The following is a 21,357-nucleotide window of genomic DNA, read 5'->3' as shown; positions in this document are numbered from 1 at the left end:
TATTTTAAGATTAAAACATTCCGACAATAATTCACCAGCGGCGGGCCGGCCACATGCCTTCTTGCCACTGAACAGGGGAACGGAGTGAACATGGACAAGCTGACACGGCGCCAGGCGTTGAGCCTTGGTGCGGCGACTTTCATCACGGGCATTCTCGCCGGCCGGACGGTCGTCGAGGCGGCCGACGCCAACACGCTGACGATCGCCTTTAACGTCAATCTGCCGGCCTTCGATCCGACCACCGGACCGTCCGCCGTCAACCCGACGATCCAGGCGATCTACCGCTCGATCTTCGACCAGTTCGTCGGCCAGGGCCCGGACTTGAAGTTCCAGCCGGGGCTTCTCACCAAGTGGGGCTGGAACGACGACAAGACCAAGGTCTGGATGGATGTCCGCGAGGGCGTCACCTGGCATGACGGCTCGAAATTCACCCCCGAAGACGTCGTCTGGTCACTCGACCGCGCCGGCGACCAGAAGGGCGGCAATCCGATCTCGTTCATCTGGTCGACCGCCACCAACTACAAGATCGAAGGCAACCGCATCACCGGCGACGTCGTGCGCTACGAGCCCACCTATTTCATGTGGATGGCGTTCTTGACCGGCTATGTCCTGCCGAAGAACTACTACACCAAGGTCGGCGCCGAGGGCTTCGAGAAGAAGCCGATCGGGACCGGCCCCTATATGGTCGATGCCTACGAGGGCAATTCTTTCCTGCGCCTGAAGGCCAATCCGAACTATTTCGGCGGCAAGCCGGCCTTCGAGACGGTCATCTACAAGTTCGTGCCGGATACAACCAGCCGCGTCGCCGAAATCGAATCCGGCTCGTCTGACGTCACGCTTGAAGTCCCCTATGAGGATTTCGACCGTCTCAAGAAGAAGAAGGGCCTCGACGGCGTCGCCACGCCGGTTTCCGACATCGGTATGATCTTCATTTCCAATGTCGGCCCGATGCTCGACAAGAATGTCCGCCTCGCCGCCAACATGGCGATCGACAAGGAAGCCATCATCAAGCGTCTGCTGCGCGGCTACGGCAAGCCGCTGTCGACGCTCGAAGCGCCGGAGTACTCGGCCTACGATGCCTCGATCAAGACGGCCTACGATCCCGAAGGCGCCAAGAAGCTGCTGGCGGCCAGCGGCTTTTCGCCGGCAAAACCGGTGAAGTTCGCCATCAAGACGACCCGCGGCTTCAAGCCGAAGGATTACGAGATGATCCAGGCGATCGTCGGCATGTGGCGCAAGGTCGGCATCGAGGCGGAGATCGAGGTCTACGAGATCGCCAAGCACTACGAACTGCGCGCCGCGCATCAGTTGGGCCCTGCCGCCTTCTACAACTGGGGCAACGCCATCGGCGACCCCACCACCTCGACCGGCTTTGCGATGTACAGCAAGTCGCCCCATTCGGGCTGGAAGACGGACGATGTCGACAACCTGATCAACCCGCTCTGGGGCGAAAAGGACGAGGCCAAGCGCATCGCCGGCTGGAAGGCGGTCGACAAGTATATTGCCGAAGACGGATACGTCATCCCGCTGCTGCAATATGCCCAGCCGATCCTCTACAAGTCGAGCGTCAAGGTCACCCCGAACGTCTCGGGTGCCTTGCAGGCTGCGATGGTGAGCAAGGCCTGAGCGCAAGCCGCGACCTAATCTCCCCCCTTGTGGGGGAGATGTCAGCAAAGCTGACAGAGGGGGGCGGCCGCCACGCACTTCGAACCTGCCGCATCGCCCCCCTCTGCCCTGTCGGGCATCTCCCCCACAAGGGGGGAGATCGCTGGAGCCGCATTGCCGCGTCAAGCGGTTGGAAATCCGTAACCCATGATAGCCGTCACCATCCTTAACCGTCTGATCATGGCCGCTGTGACATTGATCGGCGTGGCGCTGATCGTTTTCGTGCTTTTGCGCGTCGTGCCGGGCGATCCGATCGCCATGATGATCTCGCCGGGGGCGACGCCCGCCGACATCGCGGCCATGCGCGCCCATTATGGCCTCGATGCGAGCCTGCCGGTGCAGTTCGGCCTGTGGCTGAAGGCGGTCTCGGTCGGCGATTTCGGTACCTCGATCTCGCTGAAGCGCGACGTCCTCGGCCTGCTCGGCGACCGGCTGCCGGCGACCCTCGAGCTCGCCTTCGCCGCGCTGGTGCTGGCCGTATTTCTCGGCGGCATCGTCGCCATCATCGGCACGCTGGCACGCCGGACTATCCTCGAACCGGTCATCGACAGCCTCAACGGTCTCTTCCTCGCCGTCCCCGATTTTGTCTGGGCGCTGGCCCTTGTGCTCGTCCTCGGCGTCGCCTTTCCGCTGTTCCCGCTGTCGGGCCGGATCGATCCCGGCATCGAGACGGAATTCCACACGCCCTTCTACCTGATCGAGAGCCTGGTGACACTGCACTTTGCCATCTTCGCCGATGTCGCCGCCCATATGGTGATGCCGGTGCTGGCCCTCGGCCTGCCGCTCGCCGCCGTCGTGGCGCGCGTGCTGAAGGCAACCCTGTCGGAGGCGATGCTGCAGGATTACATCCTGCTCGCCCGGCTGAAAGGCATGTCCAACCTCAGGCTGGTGCTGCAGGAGGCCCTGCGCAACGCCGTCGGCCCGACCATTGCGCTGACCGGCGTGCAGTTCACCTTCCTCATCGGCGGCACCGTCATCGTCGAGCGCATCTTCGCCTATCCCGGCATCGGCAACATGGCGATCGACGCCGTCATCAACCGCGACCTGCCGCTGATCCAGGGCCTCGTCCTCGTCTTCGGCCTGCTGTTCATCATCATCAACCTGCTGGTCGACGCGCTCGTCGCCGCCTTCAATCCGAGGCTGGCTCATGGCTGAGATCACCGCGACAAACGCCTCCGTAACACCCGCGCGCGGATCGAGACGCTGGCGAGCGCTCCTGCGCGAACCGAAAGTGCTCATGGGCGGCGGCTTCATCCTATTGCTGATCATCCTTGCCGTCTTCGCGCCCTTCATTGCCCCGAAGGACCCACTCGAGCAGGACTTGATGTCCGGCACGCTGCCGCCCTCCTGGATGGACGGCGGCGACCAGAACTTTCTCCTCGGAACCGACGACCTCGGGCGCGACGTCCTCTCGCGGATGATCTACGGCACCCGCATCGCGCTGACCGTCGCCTTTGTCGCCGCCAGCCTCTCGGCGCTGATCGGGACGCTGCTCGGCCTCATTGCCGGCTGGTATGGCGGCTGGGCGGATCGCATCATCTCGCGGCTGGTCGACATCTGGATGGCTTTTCCGCCGGTTTTGCTGTCGATCCTGCTGGTCGCCGTCTTCGGCTCCGGCGTCCATTCGGTCATCGCCGCCATCGTCATCATCGACTGGACGCGCTTCTCCCGCGTCGTTCGCTCGGAAACCCAGGCGCAGGCGCAGATGGACTACGTCACCGCCGCCCGCACCATCGGCTTCTCGAAGCAGCATATCCTGTTCAGCGAGATCCTGCCGAATGTCGCGCCGGTTCTGATCGCCCTTGTCAGCCTCGAGATGGGCATCGCCGTCATCGTCGAGGCGATCCTATCCTTCGTCGGGCTTTCGGTTTCGTCGGACACACCGACCTGGGGCGGCATGATCGCGGAGGGACGGCAGATCATCCATGACGGCTGGTGGGTGCTGGTGGCGCCGCTGGCGGCCCTCTTCGCCACCGTGCTTGCCTTCAACCAGCTCGGCGATGGCCTGCGCCGTGCCCTCGACCCGGTGATGCGCCGATGACCCAGCCGCTGCTTTCCATTTCCGGCCTCAGCGCCGTCTCCGACCGCGACGGCGGTGCGCCGATCCTGCGCGATGTCTCGCTAACGCTCGGGCGCGGAGAGGTCCGCGGCCTCGTCGGCGAGAGCGGTGCCGGCAAATCGACCATCGCCAAGGCGCTGCTGGGCATCCTGCCGCGAACCGTGCGCGTGACCGGCGGCTTCGTCAATTTCGAGGGCCGCGACCTGCTGCGGCTGCCGCAGAAGGCGTTGCGCGACATCATGGGCAGCGAGATCTCGCTGATCCCGCAGGACCCGCAAACGGCGCTCAACCCCGGCCGCCGCATCGAGGCGCAGCTGACGGACGGCCTGCGGCTGAAACGCGGCCTGTCGTCGAGGGAGGCTCGAGCGCGGGCTCTGACGCTCCTCGAGGAAGTCCATATCCGCGATCCCGAGCGGGTCCTGCGCTGCTATCCGCACGAACTCTCCGGCGGCATGCGCCAGCGCGTGCTGATCGCCTCCGCCTTTGCGCTGGAGCCGAAACTCGTCGTCGCCGACGAGCCGACGACGGCGCTTGACGTCACCGTGCAGAAGCAGATCCTGCGGCTGATCCGCGGCCTGCAGGAGGCGCACGGCACCGCCGTCATCTTCGTCACCCACGACCTCGGCGTCGTCGCCCAGATCTGCGACAGCGTCACGCTGCTTTACGCCGGCAAGGTCATCGAGGAGGGCCGCACGTCAGACGTCCTCTCGAACCCCCGCCACATCTATACAAAGGCGCTCCTCGCCGCCGGCCCCCGCTACGACCGCCCGGATGCCGGCCTGACACCGGTGCCCTCGGATGTCTTCGACGAGTTGCGCCACGAGATCCGCCTGCACGACGGGAGCCGCCCCCATGTCTGAGCCCCTTCTCATGGCCACCGGCCTCGAAGTCACTTACGGCGGACGGCGCACACTCGCCGGCCAGCGGGTTGACGGCGTCAAGGTGCTGTATGGCGTCGATGTCGCGATCCGGCGTGGGGAAACGATCGGCATCGTCGGCGAGAGCGGCTCCGGCAAGACGACGCTCGGCCGCGCCCTGCTGCGCCTCGTCGACACCTCGGCCGGCGAGATCCGCTTCGACGGCACCGATATCACCCATCTGCCTGATGCCCGCATGAGACCCTTGCGCCGACGCATGCAGATGATCTTCCAGGACCCGATGGCATCGCTCAATCCGCGCCACACGATCCGCCGTATCCTGGTGGAGCCGCTGCTGCTGCATGGCGTCGCAAGCAACCGTCAGCATGCGGAACAGAAGGTGGCGGCCATCCTCGAGCGGGTGACGCTGCCGCAAGCCTGCCTCGACCGCAATCCGCACGAACTCTCCGGTGGCCAGCGCCAGCGCATCGGCATCGCCCGGGCGGCCCTGCTGGAGCCGGATTTCGTGCTGGCAGACGAGGTCGTGTCGGGTCTCGACGTGTCGACCCAGGCGCAGGTTCTCAACCTGCTGAAGGGCCTGTCGAGAGACCTCGGCCTGTCGATGGCTTTCATCAGCCACGATCTCTCCGTCATCCGCGCCATCTGCGACCGCGTCTATGTGATGCGGCAGGGACGCGTCGTCGAGGAAGGTCCCTGCGAGCGCGTCTTTTCGGCGCCCGCCTCCCCATATACGCGCACGCTGCTCGACGCCATTCCGCTCCCCGAGGTCGACCCGGACTGGTTGTGGCGCGTCAGCGAAAACGAGGACGCGGCCTGAGCCAAGGCCGAGGTCCGGATAGCTTGCCCCATCTGAAAGATACGCACCGGAGCCGCGGGCCTCCGGGGCGGAGGAAGACTATTGCCTTCCGATGACGCCCGCCAAACAAGGGAACGCAGAGATGAAAAAGCATATCACTGCCTGCGCATTTGCCATCACCACCGCCCTTCTCGGCGCCACCGGCGCCTCAGCCGACGGTATTCCCGGCATGCGCGGCCATGACCATACCGGCATCACCGTGCCCGACATGAAGCAGGCGCTGGATTTCTTCGTCGGCGTCGTCGGCTGCGAGAAGGCCATGTCATTCGGCCCGATCTCCGACGACAAGGGCACCTTGATGACCGACCTCGTCGGCGTCGACGCCAGGGCGAAGATCGACCAGGTGACGCTGGTGCGCTGCGGCTACGGCTCCAACATCGAGATCTTCCAGTACGAAGCGCCCGACCAGCGCGATCTCAAGGCCCGCAACAGCGATATCGGCGCCTTCCACATCGCCCTCTACGTCGACGACGTCGGCGTCGCGAAGACCTATCTCGACAGCAAGGGCGTCGCCACCCGCATGGGTCCCGTGCCGATGAACGACGGACCGATCGCCGGCCAGACGATCCTGTACTTCCAGGCGCCCTGGGGCCTGCAGCTCGAAGCCATCAGCTATCCGAAGGGCATGGCCTACGAGAAGGATTCGAAGGTCATCCTGTGGTCGCCGAAAGATCCGGCAAAATAGAGTGGTTGGCTGTCTTACGACCGCGAATAGGCAGCTCAGCGCTTCCGTGCAAGTCAGCCCCTCAAGGGGCTGACCGTCGGTGCGTCGCCGCCGTGCGCGCAACCTGCTCATATATGCCGGTGAGAAATTCGAGCGTGCGTGTTGCATCCTCGAGCTTGTGCGGGAAATTTGGCATTGAGCGAATTGCCGAGATCAGCAATTCGGCACGCAGGTCAGCGTAGCGGTCGGTGACTTTGTGACCCGTTTCGGTCACGCGGTAGGTAACACCTGAGCGGCCGCTTCCCTCACGAACCACAAGGCCAGCGCCGATCAACTTGCGCAGGCTGTACTGGATATTGGGGATGTCTTCGCGGTTGGCCAGGCGTGCGATGTCCTTGATGGTCTTCGGCCGGTCGTTCATGCGGATGATATGCAACATGGCGTTCTCTGGACCGCTCGCCGCCACGTCGACGACTGAAGACAGGCATTCCGCCTGCCAGCGGCCAAACGCCTCGAACGCTCTCATCAGAGCGTACTCAATTTCGGCGACATCCACTTCCACGGCGTCGCGGGCCAGATGCCAACGACGATCGAGAGTTTCGGCGGCCGGAGCGGGGTGATCCTTGCGGCTGGTCATGGTGGCTTCGTCTCCTGGTACCAAACCCTAGCGGCACGAAGCAGACACGTCCACGCCCAAACGGATGGTTGACAGCGCCAAGACTTAAGATAGACTTTCTATCATAAAGTCTAATAAAAAATCCAGAGGTGAACCATGACGCAAACGACCAACACAATGTTCGATCCAACGCAATTCATTCTCGGCACTTTCGCTTCCAATTGTTCCAGTGGCATGTCCGTGACCAAGGTGCCGGAACGCTGGGTCAACTCGTGGGACAACAATCTCAAGCTCGCCAAATTGCTGGATGATGCGGGGATAGAGTTCATGCTCCCCATTGCCCGTTGGATCGGCTACGGCGGCGAGACAAATTTTCACGGTGGCGTACTCGAGACGATAACATGGGCTACCGGCCTGTTGACGCAGACCAAAAACCTGAATGTCTTTGCAACGATCCACACGGCGGCAAACCATCCGGTGGTCGTCGCCAAGCAGATCGCCACCATCGATCAGATCAGCCGCGGCCGCGTCGGTCTCAATATCGTCGCCGGCTGGAACCAGCCGGAATACGAAGCGCTCGGCCTAGATCTCCCCACGGCCCATGAGGACAGATACGGCTACGCCGAGGAATGGTTCGGCATCGTCAAGGCCCTCTGGAGCCGGACAGAAGCATTCGACTGGGAAACTGCGCATTTTCATCTCAAGCAGGCACTGGCTGACCCCCGACCTGCTGGACGAATCCCTATCCTCAACGCCGCCGGCTCGGATCAGGGTCGCGAATTTGCCATTGGCAATGCCGACTTCCTGTTCACGCCGGCGATCGACCTCAAGCGCTCGACGGAGGAAATAGCTGCGCTCAAGACACAGGCCGCAGCGGCCGGACGCTCGATCGGCGTCCTGACCTTCGCGCACGTTGTCTGCAGGCCGACGGAGCAGGAGGCGCGCGACTACCTGCAATATTATGCCCAGGACAATGCTGACTGGGCTGCCGTCGACAACCTCGTTCGCCTGCAATTCGCGCATGCCCAATCGTTTCCCCACGATCTCCTGGCGCTCATTCGCGATCGCTTCGCCGCTGGCCATGGTGGTTTTCCTCTGATCGGTACGCCGGAGCAGGTTGCAGACGGACTGATCGCCATGCACGCAGCCGGCTTCAATGGAACGACGCTTTCGTTCGTCGATTACGCGGCAGAGTTTCCCTATTTCCGCGATACAGTCTTGCCCATTCTCGAAGCCAAGGGCATTCGGCGCCCTGCAGCAACAAACGCTAACATGTGAGCAAGCACCGCAGGTGGTCGTCCGCTCGCCACCTTTCGCAAGACCGGCGTCAGAACGGCAGACACCCGCTCAACAACCGGGGGACCAAGCCGCAAACGGCTTAGTCCCCCTAAGCAAATTTGGCGGTACCGGAGACCGGCACCTGCAGCCCGGCACAAATCCCTAATTTTTCGCTTGACGGTCAGCAGTCCGACTATATATTTTAAACTTAAAATATCGCACCCGATCGATGCGGAATATAAGAGGGTTACGGACATGAAGATCGTTTGCATCGGCGGTGGCCCGGCCGGGCTCTACTTCGGGCTCCTGATGAAGAAGCTGCATCCCGGCCATGACATCCAGGTCGTCGAGCGCAACAAGCCCTACGACACCTTCGGCTGGGGCGTGGTGTTTTCCGACGCGACGATGGAATCGATGAAGGTCTGGGATCCGGAGAGCGCCGCCGAAATCCAGGATGCCTTCAACCATTGGGACGATATCGAGGTCTGGTTCAAGGGCACCAAGCAGCGTACCTCTGGCCACGGCTTCGTCGGTATCGGCCGCAAGAAGCTGTTGAACATTCTGCAGCGGCGTTGCGAAGCCCTCGGCGTCGAGCTGATCTTCGAAACGGAAGCGACCTCCGATCTCGACTATCCCGATGCCGATCTCGTCATCGGCTCGGACGGCCTGAATTCCAAGATCCGCAACCACTACCCCGACATCTTCCAGCCCGACATGATTACCCGGCCGAACCGCTACATCTGGCTCGGCACCAACAAGCTCTTCGATGCCTTCACCTTCGATTTCCGCAAGACCGACCACGGCTGGTTCCAGGCGCATATCTACAAGTTCGACGAGAACACATCGACCTTCATCATCGAGACGACGGAAGAGGCTTATCGCGCCCACGGCCTCGACACCATGGAGCAGCAAGCCTCGATCGACTTCTGCCAGGACCTGTTTGCGGAAGCGCTGGATGGCGCGCCGCTGATGACCAATGCCCGCCACATGCGCGGCAGCGCCTGGCTGAATTTCAACCGGCTGATCTGCGGCAAGTGGAGCCATTTCAACGGCAACTCCCATGTGGTGCTGATGGGCGATGCCGCCCACACGGCCCATTTCGCCATCGGCTCCGGCACCAAGCTGGCGATCGACGACGCCATCGAGCTTGCCCGCCAGTTCGAGATCCACGAACACCGCACTGACAAGATCCCGGCCGTTCTTCATACCTATGAAGAGATCCGCCGCGTCGACGTCGCCCGCATCCAGAATGCCGCTCGCAACGCCATGGAATGGTTTGAGGTGGTAGGCACCCGCTATGCCGACACGCTGGAGCCGGAGCAGTTCATGTATTCCATGCTGACGCGCTCACAGCGCATCAGCCACGAGAACCTGCGCCTGCGCGACAAGAACTGGCTGGAAGGGTTCGAGCGCTGGTTCGCGGAGAAATCCGGCCTTACCGTCGGCAACGGCCGCTGCCTGCCGCCGATGTTCACGCCCTTTACGCTGCGCGATGTGACCCTGCCGAACCGAATCGTGGTATCGCCGATGGCGATGTATTCGGCGAAAGACGGGTTGATCAACGACTTCCACATGGTTCATCTCGGCGCCCGCGCGCTCGGCGGCGCCGGCCTGATCTTCGCCGAAATGACCTGCGTCTCCCCGGATGCGCGCATCACCCCCGGCTGCCTCGGCCTCTGGAACGAGGAGCAGGCGGCCGGCTGGAAGCGTGTCGTCGATTTCGTCCATGCCAATGGTGATGCCAAGGTTGGCATCCAGATCGGCCATGCCGGCCGCAAGGGCTCGACCAAGCTTGCCTGGGAGGGCATCGACCAGCCTCTCGACGACGGCAACTGGCCGCTGATCTCGGCCTCCGCCATCCCCTATCTGAAGCACAGCCAGGTACCGAAGGCGATGGACCGGGCCGACATGGACCGGGTCAAGGCCGACCACATCCGCTCAGTCGAACTCGCCGCCACGACGGGCGCCGACTGGCTGGAGCTGCACTGCGCCCACGGTTACCTGCTGTCGAGCTTCCTGTCGCCGCTCACCAACCAGCGCACCGATGAGTATGGCGGCAGCCACGAAAACCGCGCCCGCTACCCGCTGGAGATCTTTGCCGCCATCCGCGCCGTCTGGCCCGAGGGCAAGCCGATTTCCGTGCGTCTCTCCTGCAACGACTGGACCGACGGCGGCAACACCCCGGAGGACGCGGCGATCTTTGCGAAGATGTTCAAGGAGGCCGGCGCCGACCTGATCGACTGCTCGTCGGGCCAGGTGTCGAAGGCGGAGAAGCCGGTCTATGGCCGGCTATTCCAGACGCCGTTTTCCGACAAGATCCGCAACGAGATCGGCATTCCGACGATTGCCGTCGGCGCCATCTCCGAGGCCGACCACGCCAATTCGATCATCTCCGCCGGCCGCGCCGATCTCTGCGCCATCGCCCGGCCGCATCTGGCCGATGCGGCATGGTCGTTGCACGAAGCAGCCAAAATCGGCATCACCTCGATCCCGTGGCCGAAGCAGTACCAATCGGCCAAGTCGCAGTACGAGAACAACCTCGCCCGCGCGGTTCCCGCCGCGCCAGCCAAGTGAGAATTTGAGATGACCCAACCGGGCAGACTTGGCGGCCGCCATGCGCTCGTCACCGGAGCCGGCAGCGGCATTGGCGCGGCCGTCGCCCGCGCGCTCATCGCCGAGGGTGCCAACGTGACGCTGGCCGGGCGCCGGCGGGAACCGCTGGAAGCGCTGGCCGGTGAGTTCGGGCCGGCAGCCTTCGTCGCCGACGGCTTCGACGTGACGAGTGCAGACGCGATTGCCGCCGGCTTCGATGCGGCGAAAGCGGCGTTCGGCCCCGTCGACATCCTCATCAACAATGCCGGCGAAGCGCCGAGCGCACCGTTCGAGAAGACCAGCCTGGACATGTGGTCGCGGGTCATCGCTGTGGACCTGACCGGCGTGTTCCTGGTGACGCAGGCGGCAATGGCGGATTTGCGCGCCCACGGTGCCGGCGCTCGCATCATCAACATCGCCTCGACGGCGGGCCTCACAGGCTACGGCTATGTCTCGGCCTATACGGCCGCCAAGCACGGTGTCGTCGGCCTCACACGGTCGCTGGCGGTCGAACTCGCAAAGACCGGCATCACCGTCAATGCCGTCTGCCCCGGCTTCACCGATACGCCGATCATCGAGCGCTCGATCGAGACGATTGTCGCAAAGACCGGACGCACGCGCGACGAGGCTCTGGCCGAATTCACCAGATCCAATCCGCAGGGACGACTCGTAAGACCCGAGGAGGTGGCCGATACCGTCCTCTGGCTGGCGCTGCCGGGCAGTGCGTCGATCACAGGACAGGCAATCGCGGTTGCCGGTGGGGAGGTTTTGGCGGGATGAGCGAGCGCGACATGACGATGCAGGGCCATCTGCGCCCCTTCAAGGACTATCAGGCGAGGACTTTCCTGTGGGAGGTCAGCGACGACGGCCGCGTGGCCTTGCTGCGCCTCAACCGGCCGGAGCGCAAGAATCCCCTGACCTTCGAAAGCTATGCCGAACTCAGAGACCTCTTCCGCGATCTAGCCTACGCGTCCGATGTCAGAACCATTGTCATAGCGGGCGCGGGCGGCAACTTTTCCTCCGGCGGCGATGTGTTCGAGATCATCGAGCCGCTGACCCGCATGGCCATGCCCGAGCTTCTGGCCTTCACCCGCATGACCGGCGACCTCGTCAAGGCGATGCGCAAGTGCCCGCAGCAGATCGTCGCCGCCGTCGATGGCATCTGCGCCGGTGCCGGCGCCATCCTCGCCATGGCCTCGGACCTGCGCGTGGCGACGCCCGAAGCGAAGACCGCCTTCCTGTTCACCCGCGTCGGGCTCGCCGGTGCTGACATGGGCGCTTGCGGCATGCTTCCGCGCATCATCGGCCAGGGTCGCGCCGCCGAGTTGCTCTATACCGGCCGCTCGATGACCTCTGCCGAGGGCCATGCCTGGGGCTTCTACAACGCGCTGCACGAAAGCGGCGCCCTTGAGGCTGAGGCAACCAAGCTGGCGCGCTCGATCGCAGACGGCCCGTGGTTCGCCCACGGCATGACAAAGACGATGCTGAACCAGGAATGGGCGATGGGCATCGACGAGATGATCGATGCGGAAGCCCAGGCCCAGGCGATCTGCATGGCCACCCAGGATTTCCGCCGGGCCTTCGAGGCCTTCGCCGAAAAGCGCAGGCCGGAATTTGAGGGAAACTAGGCGATGCATCCGGCAACCACCCTGAAGGGACCGACCCGCGACCATCTCGACTGGCCGTTTTTCGACGCCGGTCATCGCCAATTCGCCGAACGGCTCGATGCCTTCACCGCGTCGGCACCGATGGCTGATATCGATCACGCCGATGTCGACGGTGCCTGCCGCAAGCTGGTGCGCGCCCTCGGCGATGCCGGCCTGCTGGAGGCGGCCGTCAGTGCACCCGGCGACGCCACGCCGATCGATTCCCGCCGTGTCTGCCTCGCCCGCGAGACGCTTGCCTGGCACGACGGGCTCGCCGATTTCGCCTTTGCGATGCAAGGCCTCGGCACGGGCGCCATCGGCCTTTCCGGCACCGACGACATCAGAGCAGCCGTGCTGCCGAAAGTGCGCGCCGGTGAGTGGCTTGCGGCCTTTGCGCTGTCGGAAAAGGACGCCGGCTCGGATGTCGCGGCGATGGCCTGCGCCGCCCGCCTCGAAGGCGATCACTATATTCTCGATGGCGAGAAGACCTGGATTTCCAATGGCGGCATTGCCGACGTCTACACCGTCTTTGCCCGCACCGGCGAAGCGCCGGGCACGCGCGGCATTTCGGCCTTCGTGGTCTTTGCCGACGATCCCGGATTTTCCGTCACGGAACGGATCGAGGTCATCGCCCCGCATCCGCTGGCAACGATCCGCTTCGAGGCCTGCCGCATCCCCGCATCCCGCCGCCTCGGCAGCCCGGGCGAGGGTTTCAAGATCGCCATGCGCACGCTCGACATCTTCCGCGCCTCGGTAGCGGCAGCAGCCCTCGGCTTTGCCCGCAGGGCGCTGGATGAAGCGCTCGTCCATGCCAAGGCCCGGCCGATGTTCGGCGGTGCTCTCGCCGACCTGCAGTTGACGCAGGCAGCGCTCGGCGATATGGCGACCGGGATCGACGCGGCCGCCCTTCTGACCTACCGTGCCGCGTGGCGCCGTGACGTGCAGCAGCTGTCCACGACCCGCGAGGCGGCGATGGCCAAAATGACTGCGACGGAGACGGCCCAATCGGTCATCGACCGCGCCGTGCAGCTGTTTGGCGGCCGTGGCGTGCGGACGGGCGAGATAACCGAAAAGCTTTACCGCGAAATTCGTGCGCTCCGCATCTATGAAGGTGCGACGGAAGTGCAGAAACTGATCGTCGCGCGTGAACTGCTGAAATCCAATTGATGGGAGACCAAACCAATGGCGCATAGCCGCGAAACTTTCGACTGGGCCGATCCTTTCCGTCTGCAGGACCAACTGACCGATGACGAGCGGATGGTCCACGACACCGCCCGCGCCTATGCTCAGGACAAGCTGGCGCTGCGCGTGCTGGAAGCCTTCCGCCATGAGAAGACCGATCCCGCGATCTTCCGCGAGATGGGCGAACTCGGCCTGCTCGGCCCGACCATCGCACCCGAATACGGCGGCTCGGGCCTCGGCTACGTCGCCTACGGGCTGATCGCCCGCGAGGTCGAGCGCGTCGACAGCGGCTACCGCTCGATGATGTCGGTGCAGTCGTCGCTGGTGATGGTGCCGATCGATGCCTTCGGCTCGGAAGCCCAGAAGCAGAAATACCTGCCAAAACTCGCCACCGGCGAATGGATCGGCTGCTTCGGCCTGACCGAACCGAACCACGGCTCGGATCCCGGCTCTATGGCCACCCGCGCCAAGAAGGTCGACGGCGGCTACCAGCTGACCGGTTCGAAGATCTGGATTTCCAATTCGCCGATAGCAGACGTCTTCGTCGTCTGGGGCAAGACGGAAGACGGCGTCATCCGCGGCTTCATCCTGGAAAAGGGCTGGAAGGGTCTGTCGGCACCGGCCATCCACGGCAAGGTCGGCCTGCGCGCCTCGATCACAGGCGAAATCGTCATGGACAACGTATTCGTGCCGGAAGAAAACCTGCTGCCCAACGTCACCGGCCTCAAGGGTCCGTTCACTTGCCTGAACTCCGCCCGCTACGGCATTGCCTGGGGCACGCTCGGTGCTGCCGAAGACTGCTACGCCAAGGCCCGTCAATACGTGCTCGACCGCCAGCAGTTCGGCCGGCCGCTCGCCGCCAACCAGCTGATCCAGAAGAAGCTCGCCGACATGGCAACCGACATCTCGCTCGGCCTGCAGGGCTGCCTGCGGCTCGGCCGGATGAAGGAGGAAGGTCATCCGCCGGTCGAGCTGACCTCGATCCTCAAGCGCAATTCCTGCGGCAAGGCGCTCGACATCGCCCGCAACGCCCGCGACATGCTCGGCGGCAACGGCATTTCCGACGAGTTCGGCGTCATCCGCCATCTGGTCAACCTCGAAGTGGTCAACACTTACGAGGGCACCCACGATATCCACGCCCTGATCCTCGGCCGTGCCATCACCGGCATCGCCGCCTTCGCGAACTGAGGTGGCCGTGGCTTTCAGGACAACCAGACCCCTGCGTTTCTGCGATTGCGATCCCTCCGGGATCGCTTTCTTCCCGTCCTACCTGAACATCCTCGTCGGTGTTCTGGAGGATTTTTTCGCAGGCCTCGGCTTTCCCTGGAAGACAATGATCGACGAGCGGCGGATCGGCGTGCCGACCGTCCGCCTCGACCTCACCTTTTCTGCCCCCGGCTTTCAGGGCGACGAACTGGAATTTGCCATTGAAGTCCGCCGGATCGGCCGCTCGTCGCTCGATCTCGAGCACCGGGTTTCAGCCAACGGCAAGCTGCTCTGGAGCGCCAACCATCGCGTCGTGGCAACGCAGCTCGACACACACCAATCGATTGCCTGGCCGGACGACATCCGCGCCGCGCTGGAACACCATCTGGAGAAGACCGATGCACACGATCCTGCAGCCTGAGGGCTGGGCCAAACCGATCGGATATGCCAACGGCGTCTCGGCCAGCGGTCGCACGGTCTTTGTCGGCGGCCAGGTCGGCTGGAACGCCCATTGCGAATTCGAGAGCGACGATTTCGTCGACCAGGTCCGCCAGACGCTGTCCAACATCGTAGCCATCCTCGCGGAAGGCGGCGCCGAGCCGCAGCACATCACGACGATGACCTGGTATTTCATCGACAAGGCGGAATATCTGTCCAACCTCAAGGGCGTCGGCCAGGCCTACCGCGATGTCATCGGCCGGCACTTCCCGGCCATGGCAGCCGTCCAGGTCGTCGGCCTCGTCGAGGACCGCGCCAAGATCGAGATCCAGGCAACCGCCGTCGTTCCGGAATAGGAGAGCGGCGATGCCGACACTCATCTTCTCGGCGAGCGTTTCGGGCGAAACGATCGATGGCGTACTGGTGGTTACCCTCGACAACCCGCCCGTCAACGCCCTGTCGAGCCACGTCCGCGCCGGCATCATGGCGGCTCTGGACCATGCGGCCGCGACCGCGATGATCAAGGGTATCGTCATCACCGGCGCCGGCCGCACCTTTATCGGCGGTGCGGATATTCGGGAGTTCGGCAAGCCCCCGGTCGAGCCCATCCTGCCTGACGTCATCAGCCACATCGAGGCCTTCGGAAAGCCAGTCGTCGCGGCCGTCAATGGCGCGGCGCTCGGCGGCGGCTGCGAAATCCTCCTCGCCTGCCACGGCCGTGTCGCCAACCCCGGTGCCAGCTTCGGCCTGCCGGAGGTCAAGCTCGGCCTCGTGCCCGGCGCCGGCGGCACGCAGCGCCTGCCACGGCTGATCGGCACGACGAACGCCCTCGACCTGATCGGCACCGGCCGTATCGCAAAGGCAGCAGAAGCGGCCGAGCTCGGCCTAGTCGACAGCATAGATGCCGACGAACGCGCGGCGGCCGTTGAGATGGTCCACACACTCGCGGGAACGCCTTTGCGCCGCACCGGCGAACTGACGGTTCAGCCCCAGGAAGCCGCAGTGATCGATCAGGTCGCCGCCAAGATTATTGCCAAATCTCGGGGCCAGACGGCACCCCGCGAAGCGCTGCGCCTGGTGCAGCTCGCCGCATCGAGCAGCCTTCCTGATGGTCTTGCCGAAGAGCGGGCAACCTTTCTCCGCTTGCGCGACTCCGACCAGTCGGCGGCTCTGCGCTACGTCTTCTTCGCCGAGCGTTCGGCCGGCAAGGTCGATGGACTTGAGGGCGTGCAGCCGCGGCGGATTGCCACCATCGGCATAGTCGGCACCGGCCTGATGGGCGCGGGCATTGCAGCGGCAACGCTTGGCGCCGGCTATCGGGTCGTCGGCCTGGAGCAGACGGAAGAGGCCGCTCTCAGCGGTCGCGCAAGGATCACCTCGCTTCTGGAAAAGGCGGTTGGGCTTGGCCGGCTGGATGCGGAAGGTCTTGCCGGCCAGCTGGGCCGCCTGACCGTCACCAGCGACAGTGATGCGCTGGCCGACGCCGATCTCGTCATCGAGGCAGTCTTCGACGACCTGGCGGTCAAGGCGGCGCTCTTTCAGCGCCTCGACGCCATCGTCCGCGAGGATACGATCCTTGCCACCAACACCAGCTATCTCGATCCCGATACCATCGCAGCCGCCACCCGCCATCCGAGCCGCGTCGTCGGGCTGCACTTCTTTTCGCCCGCCAACATCATGCGACTGGTGGAGGTGGTGAACTGTGCCGCGACCGCGCCCGATGCGCTGGCAACCGCGCTCGCCTTTGCCAAGCGGCTGGGCAAGCTGCCCGTCGTCTGCGGCGTCACCGAAGGCTTCATCGGCAACAGCGTCTTTTCGGCCTACCGCCGGGAGGCAGAGTTCATGCTCGAGGATGGCGCCCTGCCCCACGAGATCGATGCCGCCCTGGAAGCTTACGGCTTTCCGATGGGCCTGTTTGCCGTCTACGACATGGCCGGCCTTGAAATTGCCTGGGCCCGTCGCAAGCGCCAGGCGGCCAGCCGCGATCCCATTGCGCGTTACGTTGAGATAGCCGACAAGCTCTGCGAAGCCGGGCGCTTCGGTCAGAAGGCCGGACGCGGCTGGTATGACTACACCGGCGGCAAGCGCAGCGTCGATCCAGAGGTGACCGCGCTGATCGAGACCGTCCGGGCCGAGAAGGGCATTGAAAGCCGCAGCTTTTCATCTGACGAAATCGTCTCCCGGCTGGTGAAGGCCATGGCCGACGAAGGCAATGCGCTGCTCGAGCGCGGCATCGCCGCCCGATCGAGCGACATCGACTTGGTGATGATCAACGGCTACGGTTTCCCGTCTTACAGGGGTGGTCCGATGTTCCTCTCAGGCCGGCGATAAGCGTCAGGCCGGATGCATCAGCGTGAAAAGCTCCTGTGCCCGCTTGACGCCGCGAAGGGCGTATCGGCCGACCGAGACCAGATCGTTGCGCTGAGAGACCTGCGCGGCGGCCACGAAATTCGATGACATCAGGATATCGCGATCGACCGAGTGACACATCGAGGCGATGCGACTGACCTCGTTGACGGCAGGTCCGATGACGGTGAAATCCAACCGATCCTGGCTGCCGATATTGCCATAGAACACTTCGCCGATATGCAGGCCGAGATAGATTTCCGTGACCGGCCGTCCTTCGATCTGCCGCTGGGCGTTCAGATTGCGCAGGCGATGCCGCAGCAGCGATTCCGCCTTGAGTGCCGCCGCGCAGGCGTCGGCCTGATCGGGCGCCTTGAAGATCGCCAGCGTGCCATCGCCGATCAGCTTCAGCACATTGCCGCCCGCCTCGTGGATCGACGAGATGACGGCATCGGCATAGTCGTTGAGCATCGGAATGATCTCGTCAGGCTCGGCCGTGTCGGAAATGCGCGTGTAGTTGGCAAGATCGGAAAACCACAGAGCCGCCGAAATTCGCTCGGTCTTGCCCCGGGTGATCTTGCCGCCGAGCACATGCTGAGCCGCGTCCTCGCCGAGATAGACTTCGGCAATGGTGCGGGCGATACGGCCGAGCGCCGTGCACTTGATGGCGAGCGCGAGGGCCGGCACCAGCCGGCGGAGCGTGGCGATATCATCATCGCGAAAACCGTCCTTGTCGGCGGTGGCGAAATGGGCGAAAAAGCAGTCCATGTCGCCGATCGTCCCGGCTTTCTCGAAGGGATGGGCGAAGGCGATGAAATCCGTCACCCCAGCCTCCTTCAGCACGTCAAGTGTGTAGAAATCCGTCGGATCGCCGAAGCCAATGCTGCGCCGCACTTCCGGCACCCCATTGGCCTGCAGATAGTAGAAGGATGATCTCTGCCAGTTTTCCGCAGAAATTCCCTCATTCGTCGCGCCATATTCGAACACCGGCTCGATCACTTCGGTGCTGTCCCAGCGAAAGACACGGCCTTCATAGACCGGGTGGAGCGTGTCCATCAGCGCCATGCCGCGATTGAGCTGCATGCCGCTATGCCGGCAGGCTTCGCAGAAGCCGGTCAGCAATTCGATCTCCGTCGCCCCCTTGAGACCGCGCTGCGTCAGCCATGCGGCAATCTCGGCGATGTCATTGTCCTGCATGAAGTCCTGTCCTCGCAACTGCGAAGGTTGTCTATTCCCAATCTCCCGCGTCGGGAAGCATCGACGAGAAAAATCTTGGGGCGCCAGGGTGCCCCGACATTTGGCGCGATGGAAGACCCTTGCCCTCCAACCGCTTTGCGCCCTCCACAAAATCATCGCCGAGGTCTTTGAATGCCTCTAAACCATCCCTACCTCAGGATGTGATTTGCTGCACCGCGACAGGCGGCGCCCCGTGATTGAGAAGGAATTCCCCATGGCCGGCCAGAAGCAATTGAAGCTCGGGGCCTTCATGCGCCCTGTCAGCCTGCACACGGGCGCGTGGCGTTACCCGGGCGCTTATCCCGACGCGAATTTCAATTTCAAGCATATCAAGAGCTTCGCGCAGAAGCTGGAAGCGGCGAAATTCGATGCCTTCTTCATGGCCGATCATCTGGCCGTCCTCAACATGCCGATCGAAGCGCTGAAGCGCAGCCACACCGTCACATCCTTCGAACCATTCACCCTGCTTTCAGCCCTGGCTGCGGTCACCGATAGGATCGGCCTTGTCGCCACGGCCTCGACAACGTTCGAGCAGCCCTACCACATCGCCCGCCGCTTCGCCTCGCTCGATCATATCAGCGACGGCCGCGCCGGCTGGAACATCGTCACCACATCCAACCCCGACGCCGCCCTGAACTTCGGGCTCGAGGACCATGTCGACCACGACGAGAGATACCGCCGCGCGCGGGAATTCTACGATGTCGTCACCGGCCTCTGGGATAGCTTTGCCGACGATGCCTTCATTCGTGATACCGAGAGCGGCATCTTCTTCGATCCTGAAAAAATGCATGTTCTCGACCACAAGGGCGACAGCCTCTCTGTCCGCGGCCCTCTGAATATCGCCCGCACGCCGCAGGGTTGGCCGGTCATCGTCCAGGCCGGCCAGTCGGAGCCCGGCAAGCAGCTGGCCGCCGAGACCGCCGAAGTGGTGTTCGCCGCGCCGCGCGACCTCGAAACGGCAAAGCTGCTCTATGCCGACATCAAGCGCCGCATGCCCGGTGTCGGGCGCGACCCGGACCATCTGAAGATCCTGCCGGCCGCCTTTGTCGTTGTCGGCGACAGCGTCGAGGAGGCCCGCGCCAAGCGCGCCAGGCTCGACAGTCTCGTTCATTACGACAGCGCCATCGCTTCCCTGTCGATCTCGCTCGGCCACGATGCCTCGAAGTTCGATCCCGATGCACCGCTCCCGGAAGTCCCGGAGACCAACGCCAGCAAAAGCGGCCGCGAGCAGGTGATCCGCATGGCCCGAAAGGAAAACCTCACGGTCCGCCAGCTCGCCCAGCGCCTGGGCGGTTACGGCGGGCTGGCCTTCGTCGGCACGCCCCAGACGATCGCTGACGAGATGGAAACCTGGCTTTCCGAGGAAGGCTCGGATGGCTTCAACGTGGTCTTCCCCTTTCTGCCGCAGGGGCTCAACGATGTCGCCGACCGGCTGGTGCCGGAGCTGCAAAGGCGCGGCCTGTTCCGCAAGGAATACGAGGGAACGACGTTGCGGGAAAACCTGGGTCTGCCGCGCCCGGAAAACCGCTTCTTCCCGGCCGTCTCCACGGCCGCCGAGTGAAGCTTGGGACTTGAAAAGCCTACCAAGTGACAAGGCCGCTGAAATCGTTCAAGAGACGGCAGTCCCTTCGAAAGCAAAGCCGATGAGCCATCTCTCCCACTTCAACTACGCCACCGCATCCGACGAGGCCCGCGCCGAGCACGACCGCGAGGTCTCCCTGCGCGGCCGGATGACCAACATGAAGCGCACCCTGCTGCACGCGCCGGTCGCCCACAGGATCTATGCCGAATGGTTCACGCTGCGCGAAGAACTGCGCCCCGCTCTCGACGATCGCGCCGTGTGGCTGTTCTGCCAGGCGATTTCGATCGAATGCCGGTCGATCATCCCGGTCGGCTTCTTCCGCCGCGCGCTGATCAACGCCGGCCTGACGCCCGAGACAGTCGAGCCGACTGCCGATGAGGCCCTGTTGATCGCTTTCGGCACGGCGATGGTGGCGGACTCCAACGCCGTACCGGACGATCTATGGGCAAGGCTCAAGGCACGCTACGACGAACCGACGCTGGTCAACCTCGTTGCTTTCGCCGGCATCATGATCGCGACCGCCATCTTCAACAATGTGATCAAGATCGACGTTGACCCGGAGCTGGGCCCGTTTCTCGAAGGCTACACGCTTCCGCCGCGCTGACCCCTGGCCTTAACCGACGACGGTCGTCTCAAAATTCGGGTTGCCGCGAATCGTGTTGCTGATCGTGCAGATCTCGTTTTCGGCGGCATGGGCTATGGCTTTGCGGGTTTCCTCGTCGAGATCGCCCTTGATGGCGAGCACGATGTTGAAAGTCTCGACCCGGGAAACGCCGCCCGCAGCCTTCGTCCCGGTCACGTCCGCCGTGACTTCCGTCAGCTTGTCGAGCACGCCCATCTTGGCGGCGGCCATACGGGCGCTGAGCACCAGACAAGCCGAAAGCGAGGCGTAGAGGAGATCGAGCGGATTGAAGCCGGCCTGCGACGGAGCCGTCACGACGCCGATCTCGCCACCGGTGACCGAGGTCACCTGCGGAAATCCGCTCCGCCCGAGTACCGCTTGCGCGCCCGTCTGCCGTTCCTTGCCCTTTAGCTCAACCATTGCGAATATCCCTGCGTCATGACCGTCACTCTCTGAGCAACACATAGGTGCTTTGGGCACGGGAAACAATT

General features: G+C 63.8%; 20 protein-coding genes. 17 read left to right on the top strand and 3 right to left on the bottom strand.

Translation table 11 applies throughout. From position 1 onward, the window contains the following. Window positions 1-90: 90 nt before the first annotated feature. The 6 genes from VH564_RS17085 (at window position 91) to VH564_RS17060 (ending at window position 6,143) form a co-directional block, all read left to right on the top strand. Window positions 91-1,626: an ABC transporter substrate-binding protein gene (locus VH564_RS17085; RefSeq protein WP_423341056.1), complete on the top strand. Its 1,536-nt coding sequence runs from the start codon at window positions 91-93 to the stop codon at window positions 1,624-1,626. A gap of 186 nt (window positions 1,627-1,812) precedes the next feature. Further along, the gene (locus VH564_RS17080; RefSeq protein WP_423341055.1) at window positions 1,813-2,820 is read left to right on the top strand and encodes an ABC transporter permease; all 1,008 of its coding nucleotides are present in this window, start codon (window positions 1,813-1,815) and stop codon (window positions 2,818-2,820) included. Further along, window positions 2,813-3,706, top strand: a complete 894-nt coding sequence (locus tag VH564_RS17075; RefSeq protein ID WP_423341054.1) for an ABC transporter permease — start codon at window positions 2,813-2,815, stop codon at window positions 3,704-3,706. Before VH564_RS17080 ends, VH564_RS17075 begins: the two co-directional genes overlap by 8 nt. Continuing rightward, window positions 3,703-4,584: an ABC transporter ATP-binding protein gene (locus VH564_RS17070; protein WP_423341053.1), complete on the top strand. Its 882-nt coding sequence runs from the start codon at window positions 3,703-3,705 to the stop codon at window positions 4,582-4,584. Before VH564_RS17075 ends, VH564_RS17070 begins: the two co-directional genes overlap by 4 nt. Further along, on the top strand, window positions 4,577-5,419 hold the full coding sequence (locus tag VH564_RS17065) for an ATP-binding cassette domain-containing protein (protein WP_423341052.1): 843 nt from the start codon (window positions 4,577-4,579) through the stop codon (window positions 5,417-5,419). Before VH564_RS17070 ends, VH564_RS17065 begins: the two co-directional genes overlap by 8 nt. Window positions 5,420-5,540: 121 nt before the next feature. Continuing rightward, window positions 5,541-6,143: a VOC family protein gene (locus VH564_RS17060; RefSeq protein ID WP_423341051.1), complete on the top strand. Its 603-nt coding sequence runs from the start codon at window positions 5,541-5,543 to the stop codon at window positions 6,141-6,143. 61 nt (window positions 6,144-6,204) lie between these two features. Here the strand turns inward: VH564_RS17060 and VH564_RS17055 are convergent, their stop codons facing one another. Then, window positions 6,205-6,759, bottom strand: a complete 555-nt coding sequence (locus VH564_RS17055; RefSeq protein ID WP_423341050.1) for a winged helix DNA-binding protein — start codon at window positions 6,757-6,759, stop codon at window positions 6,205-6,207. Window positions 6,760-6,894: 135 nt separating this feature from the next. On the opposite strand from VH564_RS17055, the gene VH564_RS17050 reads away from it, so the two are divergent. The 9 genes from VH564_RS17050 (at window position 6,895) to VH564_RS17010 (ending at window position 17,411) form a co-directional block, all read left to right on the top strand. Continuing rightward, window positions 6,895-8,016 (top strand): LLM class flavin-dependent oxidoreductase, encoded by a 1,122-nt coding sequence (locus tag VH564_RS17050; RefSeq protein WP_423341049.1) that lies wholly within the window; start codon window positions 6,895-6,897, stop codon window positions 8,014-8,016. 255 nt (window positions 8,017-8,271) lie between these two features. Next, the gene (locus VH564_RS17045) at window positions 8,272-10,590 is read left to right on the top strand and encodes a bifunctional salicylyl-CoA 5-hydroxylase/oxidoreductase (protein WP_423341048.1); all 2,319 of its coding nucleotides are present in this window, start codon (window positions 8,272-8,274) and stop codon (window positions 10,588-10,590) included. A 9-nt stretch (window positions 10,591-10,599) separates the two neighbouring features. Beyond that, window positions 10,600-11,388, top strand: coding sequence for an SDR family NAD(P)-dependent oxidoreductase (locus VH564_RS17040; protein WP_423341047.1), 789 nt, complete (start codon window positions 10,600-10,602; stop codon window positions 11,386-11,388). Beyond that, a complete protein-coding gene (locus VH564_RS17035) occupies window positions 11,385-12,236 on the top strand; it encodes an enoyl-CoA hydratase family protein (protein ID WP_423341046.1) in 852 nt (283 codons plus the stop codon). Before VH564_RS17040 ends, VH564_RS17035 begins: the two co-directional genes overlap by 4 nt. Before the next feature lie 3 nt (window positions 12,237-12,239). Then, the gene (locus VH564_RS17030) at window positions 12,240-13,421 is read left to right on the top strand and encodes an acyl-CoA dehydrogenase family protein (RefSeq protein ID WP_423341045.1); all 1,182 of its coding nucleotides are present in this window, start codon (window positions 12,240-12,242) and stop codon (window positions 13,419-13,421) included. 15 nt (window positions 13,422-13,436) lie between these two features. Then, window positions 13,437-14,624: an acyl-CoA dehydrogenase gene (locus VH564_RS17025; protein WP_423341044.1), complete on the top strand. Its 1,188-nt coding sequence runs from the start codon at window positions 13,437-13,439 to the stop codon at window positions 14,622-14,624. 7 nt (window positions 14,625-14,631) lie between these two features. Beyond that, window positions 14,632-15,063 (top strand): acyl-CoA thioesterase, encoded by a 432-nt coding sequence (locus VH564_RS17020; protein ID WP_423341043.1) that lies wholly within the window; start codon window positions 14,632-14,634, stop codon window positions 15,061-15,063. Further along, window positions 15,041-15,436, top strand: a complete 396-nt coding sequence (locus VH564_RS17015; RefSeq protein ID WP_423341042.1) for a RidA family protein — start codon at window positions 15,041-15,043, stop codon at window positions 15,434-15,436. The genes VH564_RS17020 and VH564_RS17015 overlap by 23 nt, the downstream gene beginning before the upstream one ends. Before the next feature lie 10 nt (window positions 15,437-15,446). Continuing rightward, window positions 15,447-17,411 carry a 3-hydroxyacyl-CoA dehydrogenase NAD-binding domain-containing protein gene (locus tag VH564_RS17010; RefSeq protein WP_423341041.1) on the top strand — a complete coding sequence of 655 codons (1,965 nt, stop codon included), beginning with the start codon at window positions 15,447-15,449 and terminating at the stop codon, window positions 17,409-17,411. 3 nt (window positions 17,412-17,414) lie between these two features. Here VH564_RS17010 and VH564_RS17005 read toward each other — a convergent pair whose 3' ends face one another. Further along, entirely contained in the window at window positions 17,415-18,623 is a 1,209-nt protein-coding gene (locus VH564_RS17005) for an adenylate/guanylate cyclase domain-containing protein (protein ID WP_423341040.1), read from the bottom strand. A gap of 253 nt (window positions 18,624-18,876) precedes the next feature. Here VH564_RS17005 and VH564_RS17000 point away from each other — a divergent pair, with 253 nt between their 5' ends. Together VH564_RS17000 and VH564_RS16995 are read left to right on the top strand one after the other, a co-directional pair. Next, the gene (locus VH564_RS17000) at window positions 18,877-20,223 is read left to right on the top strand and encodes an LLM class flavin-dependent oxidoreductase (protein WP_423341039.1); all 1,347 of its coding nucleotides are present in this window, start codon (window positions 18,877-18,879) and stop codon (window positions 20,221-20,223) included. A gap of 82 nt (window positions 20,224-20,305) precedes the next feature. Next, window positions 20,306-20,848: a carboxymuconolactone decarboxylase family protein gene (locus tag VH564_RS16995; RefSeq protein WP_423341038.1), complete on the top strand. Its 543-nt coding sequence runs from the start codon at window positions 20,306-20,308 to the stop codon at window positions 20,846-20,848. A 9-nt stretch (window positions 20,849-20,857) separates the two neighbouring features. Here the strand turns inward: VH564_RS16995 and VH564_RS16990 are convergent, their stop codons facing one another. Further along, window positions 20,858-21,286, bottom strand: a complete 429-nt coding sequence (locus VH564_RS16990) for an OsmC family protein (protein ID WP_423341037.1) — start codon at window positions 21,284-21,286, stop codon at window positions 20,858-20,860. Window positions 21,287-21,357 lie beyond the last annotated feature (71 nt).

Origin of the sequence: Rhizobium sp. HT1-10, from assembly GCF_049472505.1 — a bacterium.
Taxonomy (GTDB): Bacteria; Pseudomonadota; Alphaproteobacteria; order Rhizobiales; family Rhizobiaceae; genus Rhizobium.
Note: the sequence above shows the minus strand (reverse complement) of the source record. Positions and strands in the feature narration are given on the sequence as shown.

What these genes read in the sequence shown, in the direction of transcription:
- VH564_RS17075 (WP_423341054.1), top strand. Translation starts at nt 2,813, where the DNA reads ATGGCTGAGATCACCGCGACAAACGCCTCCGTAACACCCGCGCGCGGA.
- VH564_RS17055 (WP_423341050.1), bottom strand. Translation starts at nt 6,759, where the DNA reads ATGACCAGCCGCAAGGATCACCCCGCTCCGGCCGCCGAAACTCTCGAT.
- VH564_RS17035 (WP_423341046.1), top strand. Translation starts at nt 11,385, where the DNA reads ATGAGCGAGCGCGACATGACGATGCAGGGCCATCTGCGCCCCTTCAAG.
- VH564_RS16990 (WP_423341037.1), bottom strand. Translation starts at nt 21,286, where the DNA reads ATGGTTGAGCTAAAGGGCAAGGAACGGCAGACGGGCGCGCAAGCGGTA.
- VH564_RS17010 (WP_423341041.1), top strand. Translation starts at nt 15,447, where the DNA reads ATGCCGACACTCATCTTCTCGGCGAGCGTTTCGGGCGAAACGATCGAT.
- VH564_RS17060 (WP_423341051.1), top strand. Translation starts at nt 5,541, where the DNA reads ATGAAAAAGCATATCACTGCCTGCGCATTTGCCATCACCACCGCCCTT.
- VH564_RS17025 (WP_423341044.1), top strand. Translation starts at nt 13,437, where the DNA reads ATGGCGCATAGCCGCGAAACTTTCGACTGGGCCGATCCTTTCCGTCTG.
- VH564_RS17050 (WP_423341049.1), top strand. Translation starts at nt 6,895, where the DNA reads ATGACGCAAACGACCAACACAATGTTCGATCCAACGCAATTCATTCTC.
- VH564_RS17070 (WP_423341053.1), top strand. Translation starts at nt 3,703, where the DNA reads ATGACCCAGCCGCTGCTTTCCATTTCCGGCCTCAGCGCCGTCTCCGAC.
- VH564_RS17015 (WP_423341042.1), top strand. Translation starts at nt 15,041, where the DNA reads ATGCACACGATCCTGCAGCCTGAGGGCTGGGCCAAACCGATCGGATAT.
- VH564_RS17000 (WP_423341039.1), top strand. Translation starts at nt 18,877, where the DNA reads ATGGCCGGCCAGAAGCAATTGAAGCTCGGGGCCTTCATGCGCCCTGTC.
- VH564_RS17005 (WP_423341040.1), bottom strand. Translation starts at nt 18,623, where the DNA reads ATGCAGGACAATGACATCGCCGAGATTGCCGCATGGCTGACGCAGCGC.
- VH564_RS16995 (WP_423341038.1), top strand. Translation starts at nt 20,306, where the DNA reads ATGAGCCATCTCTCCCACTTCAACTACGCCACCGCATCCGACGAGGCC.
- VH564_RS17085 (WP_423341056.1), top strand. Translation starts at nt 91, where the DNA reads ATGGACAAGCTGACACGGCGCCAGGCGTTGAGCCTTGGTGCGGCGACT.
- VH564_RS17065 (WP_423341052.1), top strand. Translation starts at nt 4,577, where the DNA reads ATGTCTGAGCCCCTTCTCATGGCCACCGGCCTCGAAGTCACTTACGGC.
- VH564_RS17040 (WP_423341047.1), top strand. Translation starts at nt 10,600, where the DNA reads ATGACCCAACCGGGCAGACTTGGCGGCCGCCATGCGCTCGTCACCGGA.
- VH564_RS17045 (WP_423341048.1), top strand. Translation starts at nt 8,272, where the DNA reads ATGAAGATCGTTTGCATCGGCGGTGGCCCGGCCGGGCTCTACTTCGGG.
- VH564_RS17030 (WP_423341045.1), top strand. Translation starts at nt 12,240, where the DNA reads ATGCATCCGGCAACCACCCTGAAGGGACCGACCCGCGACCATCTCGAC.
- VH564_RS17080 (WP_423341055.1), top strand. Translation starts at nt 1,813, where the DNA reads ATGATAGCCGTCACCATCCTTAACCGTCTGATCATGGCCGCTGTGACA.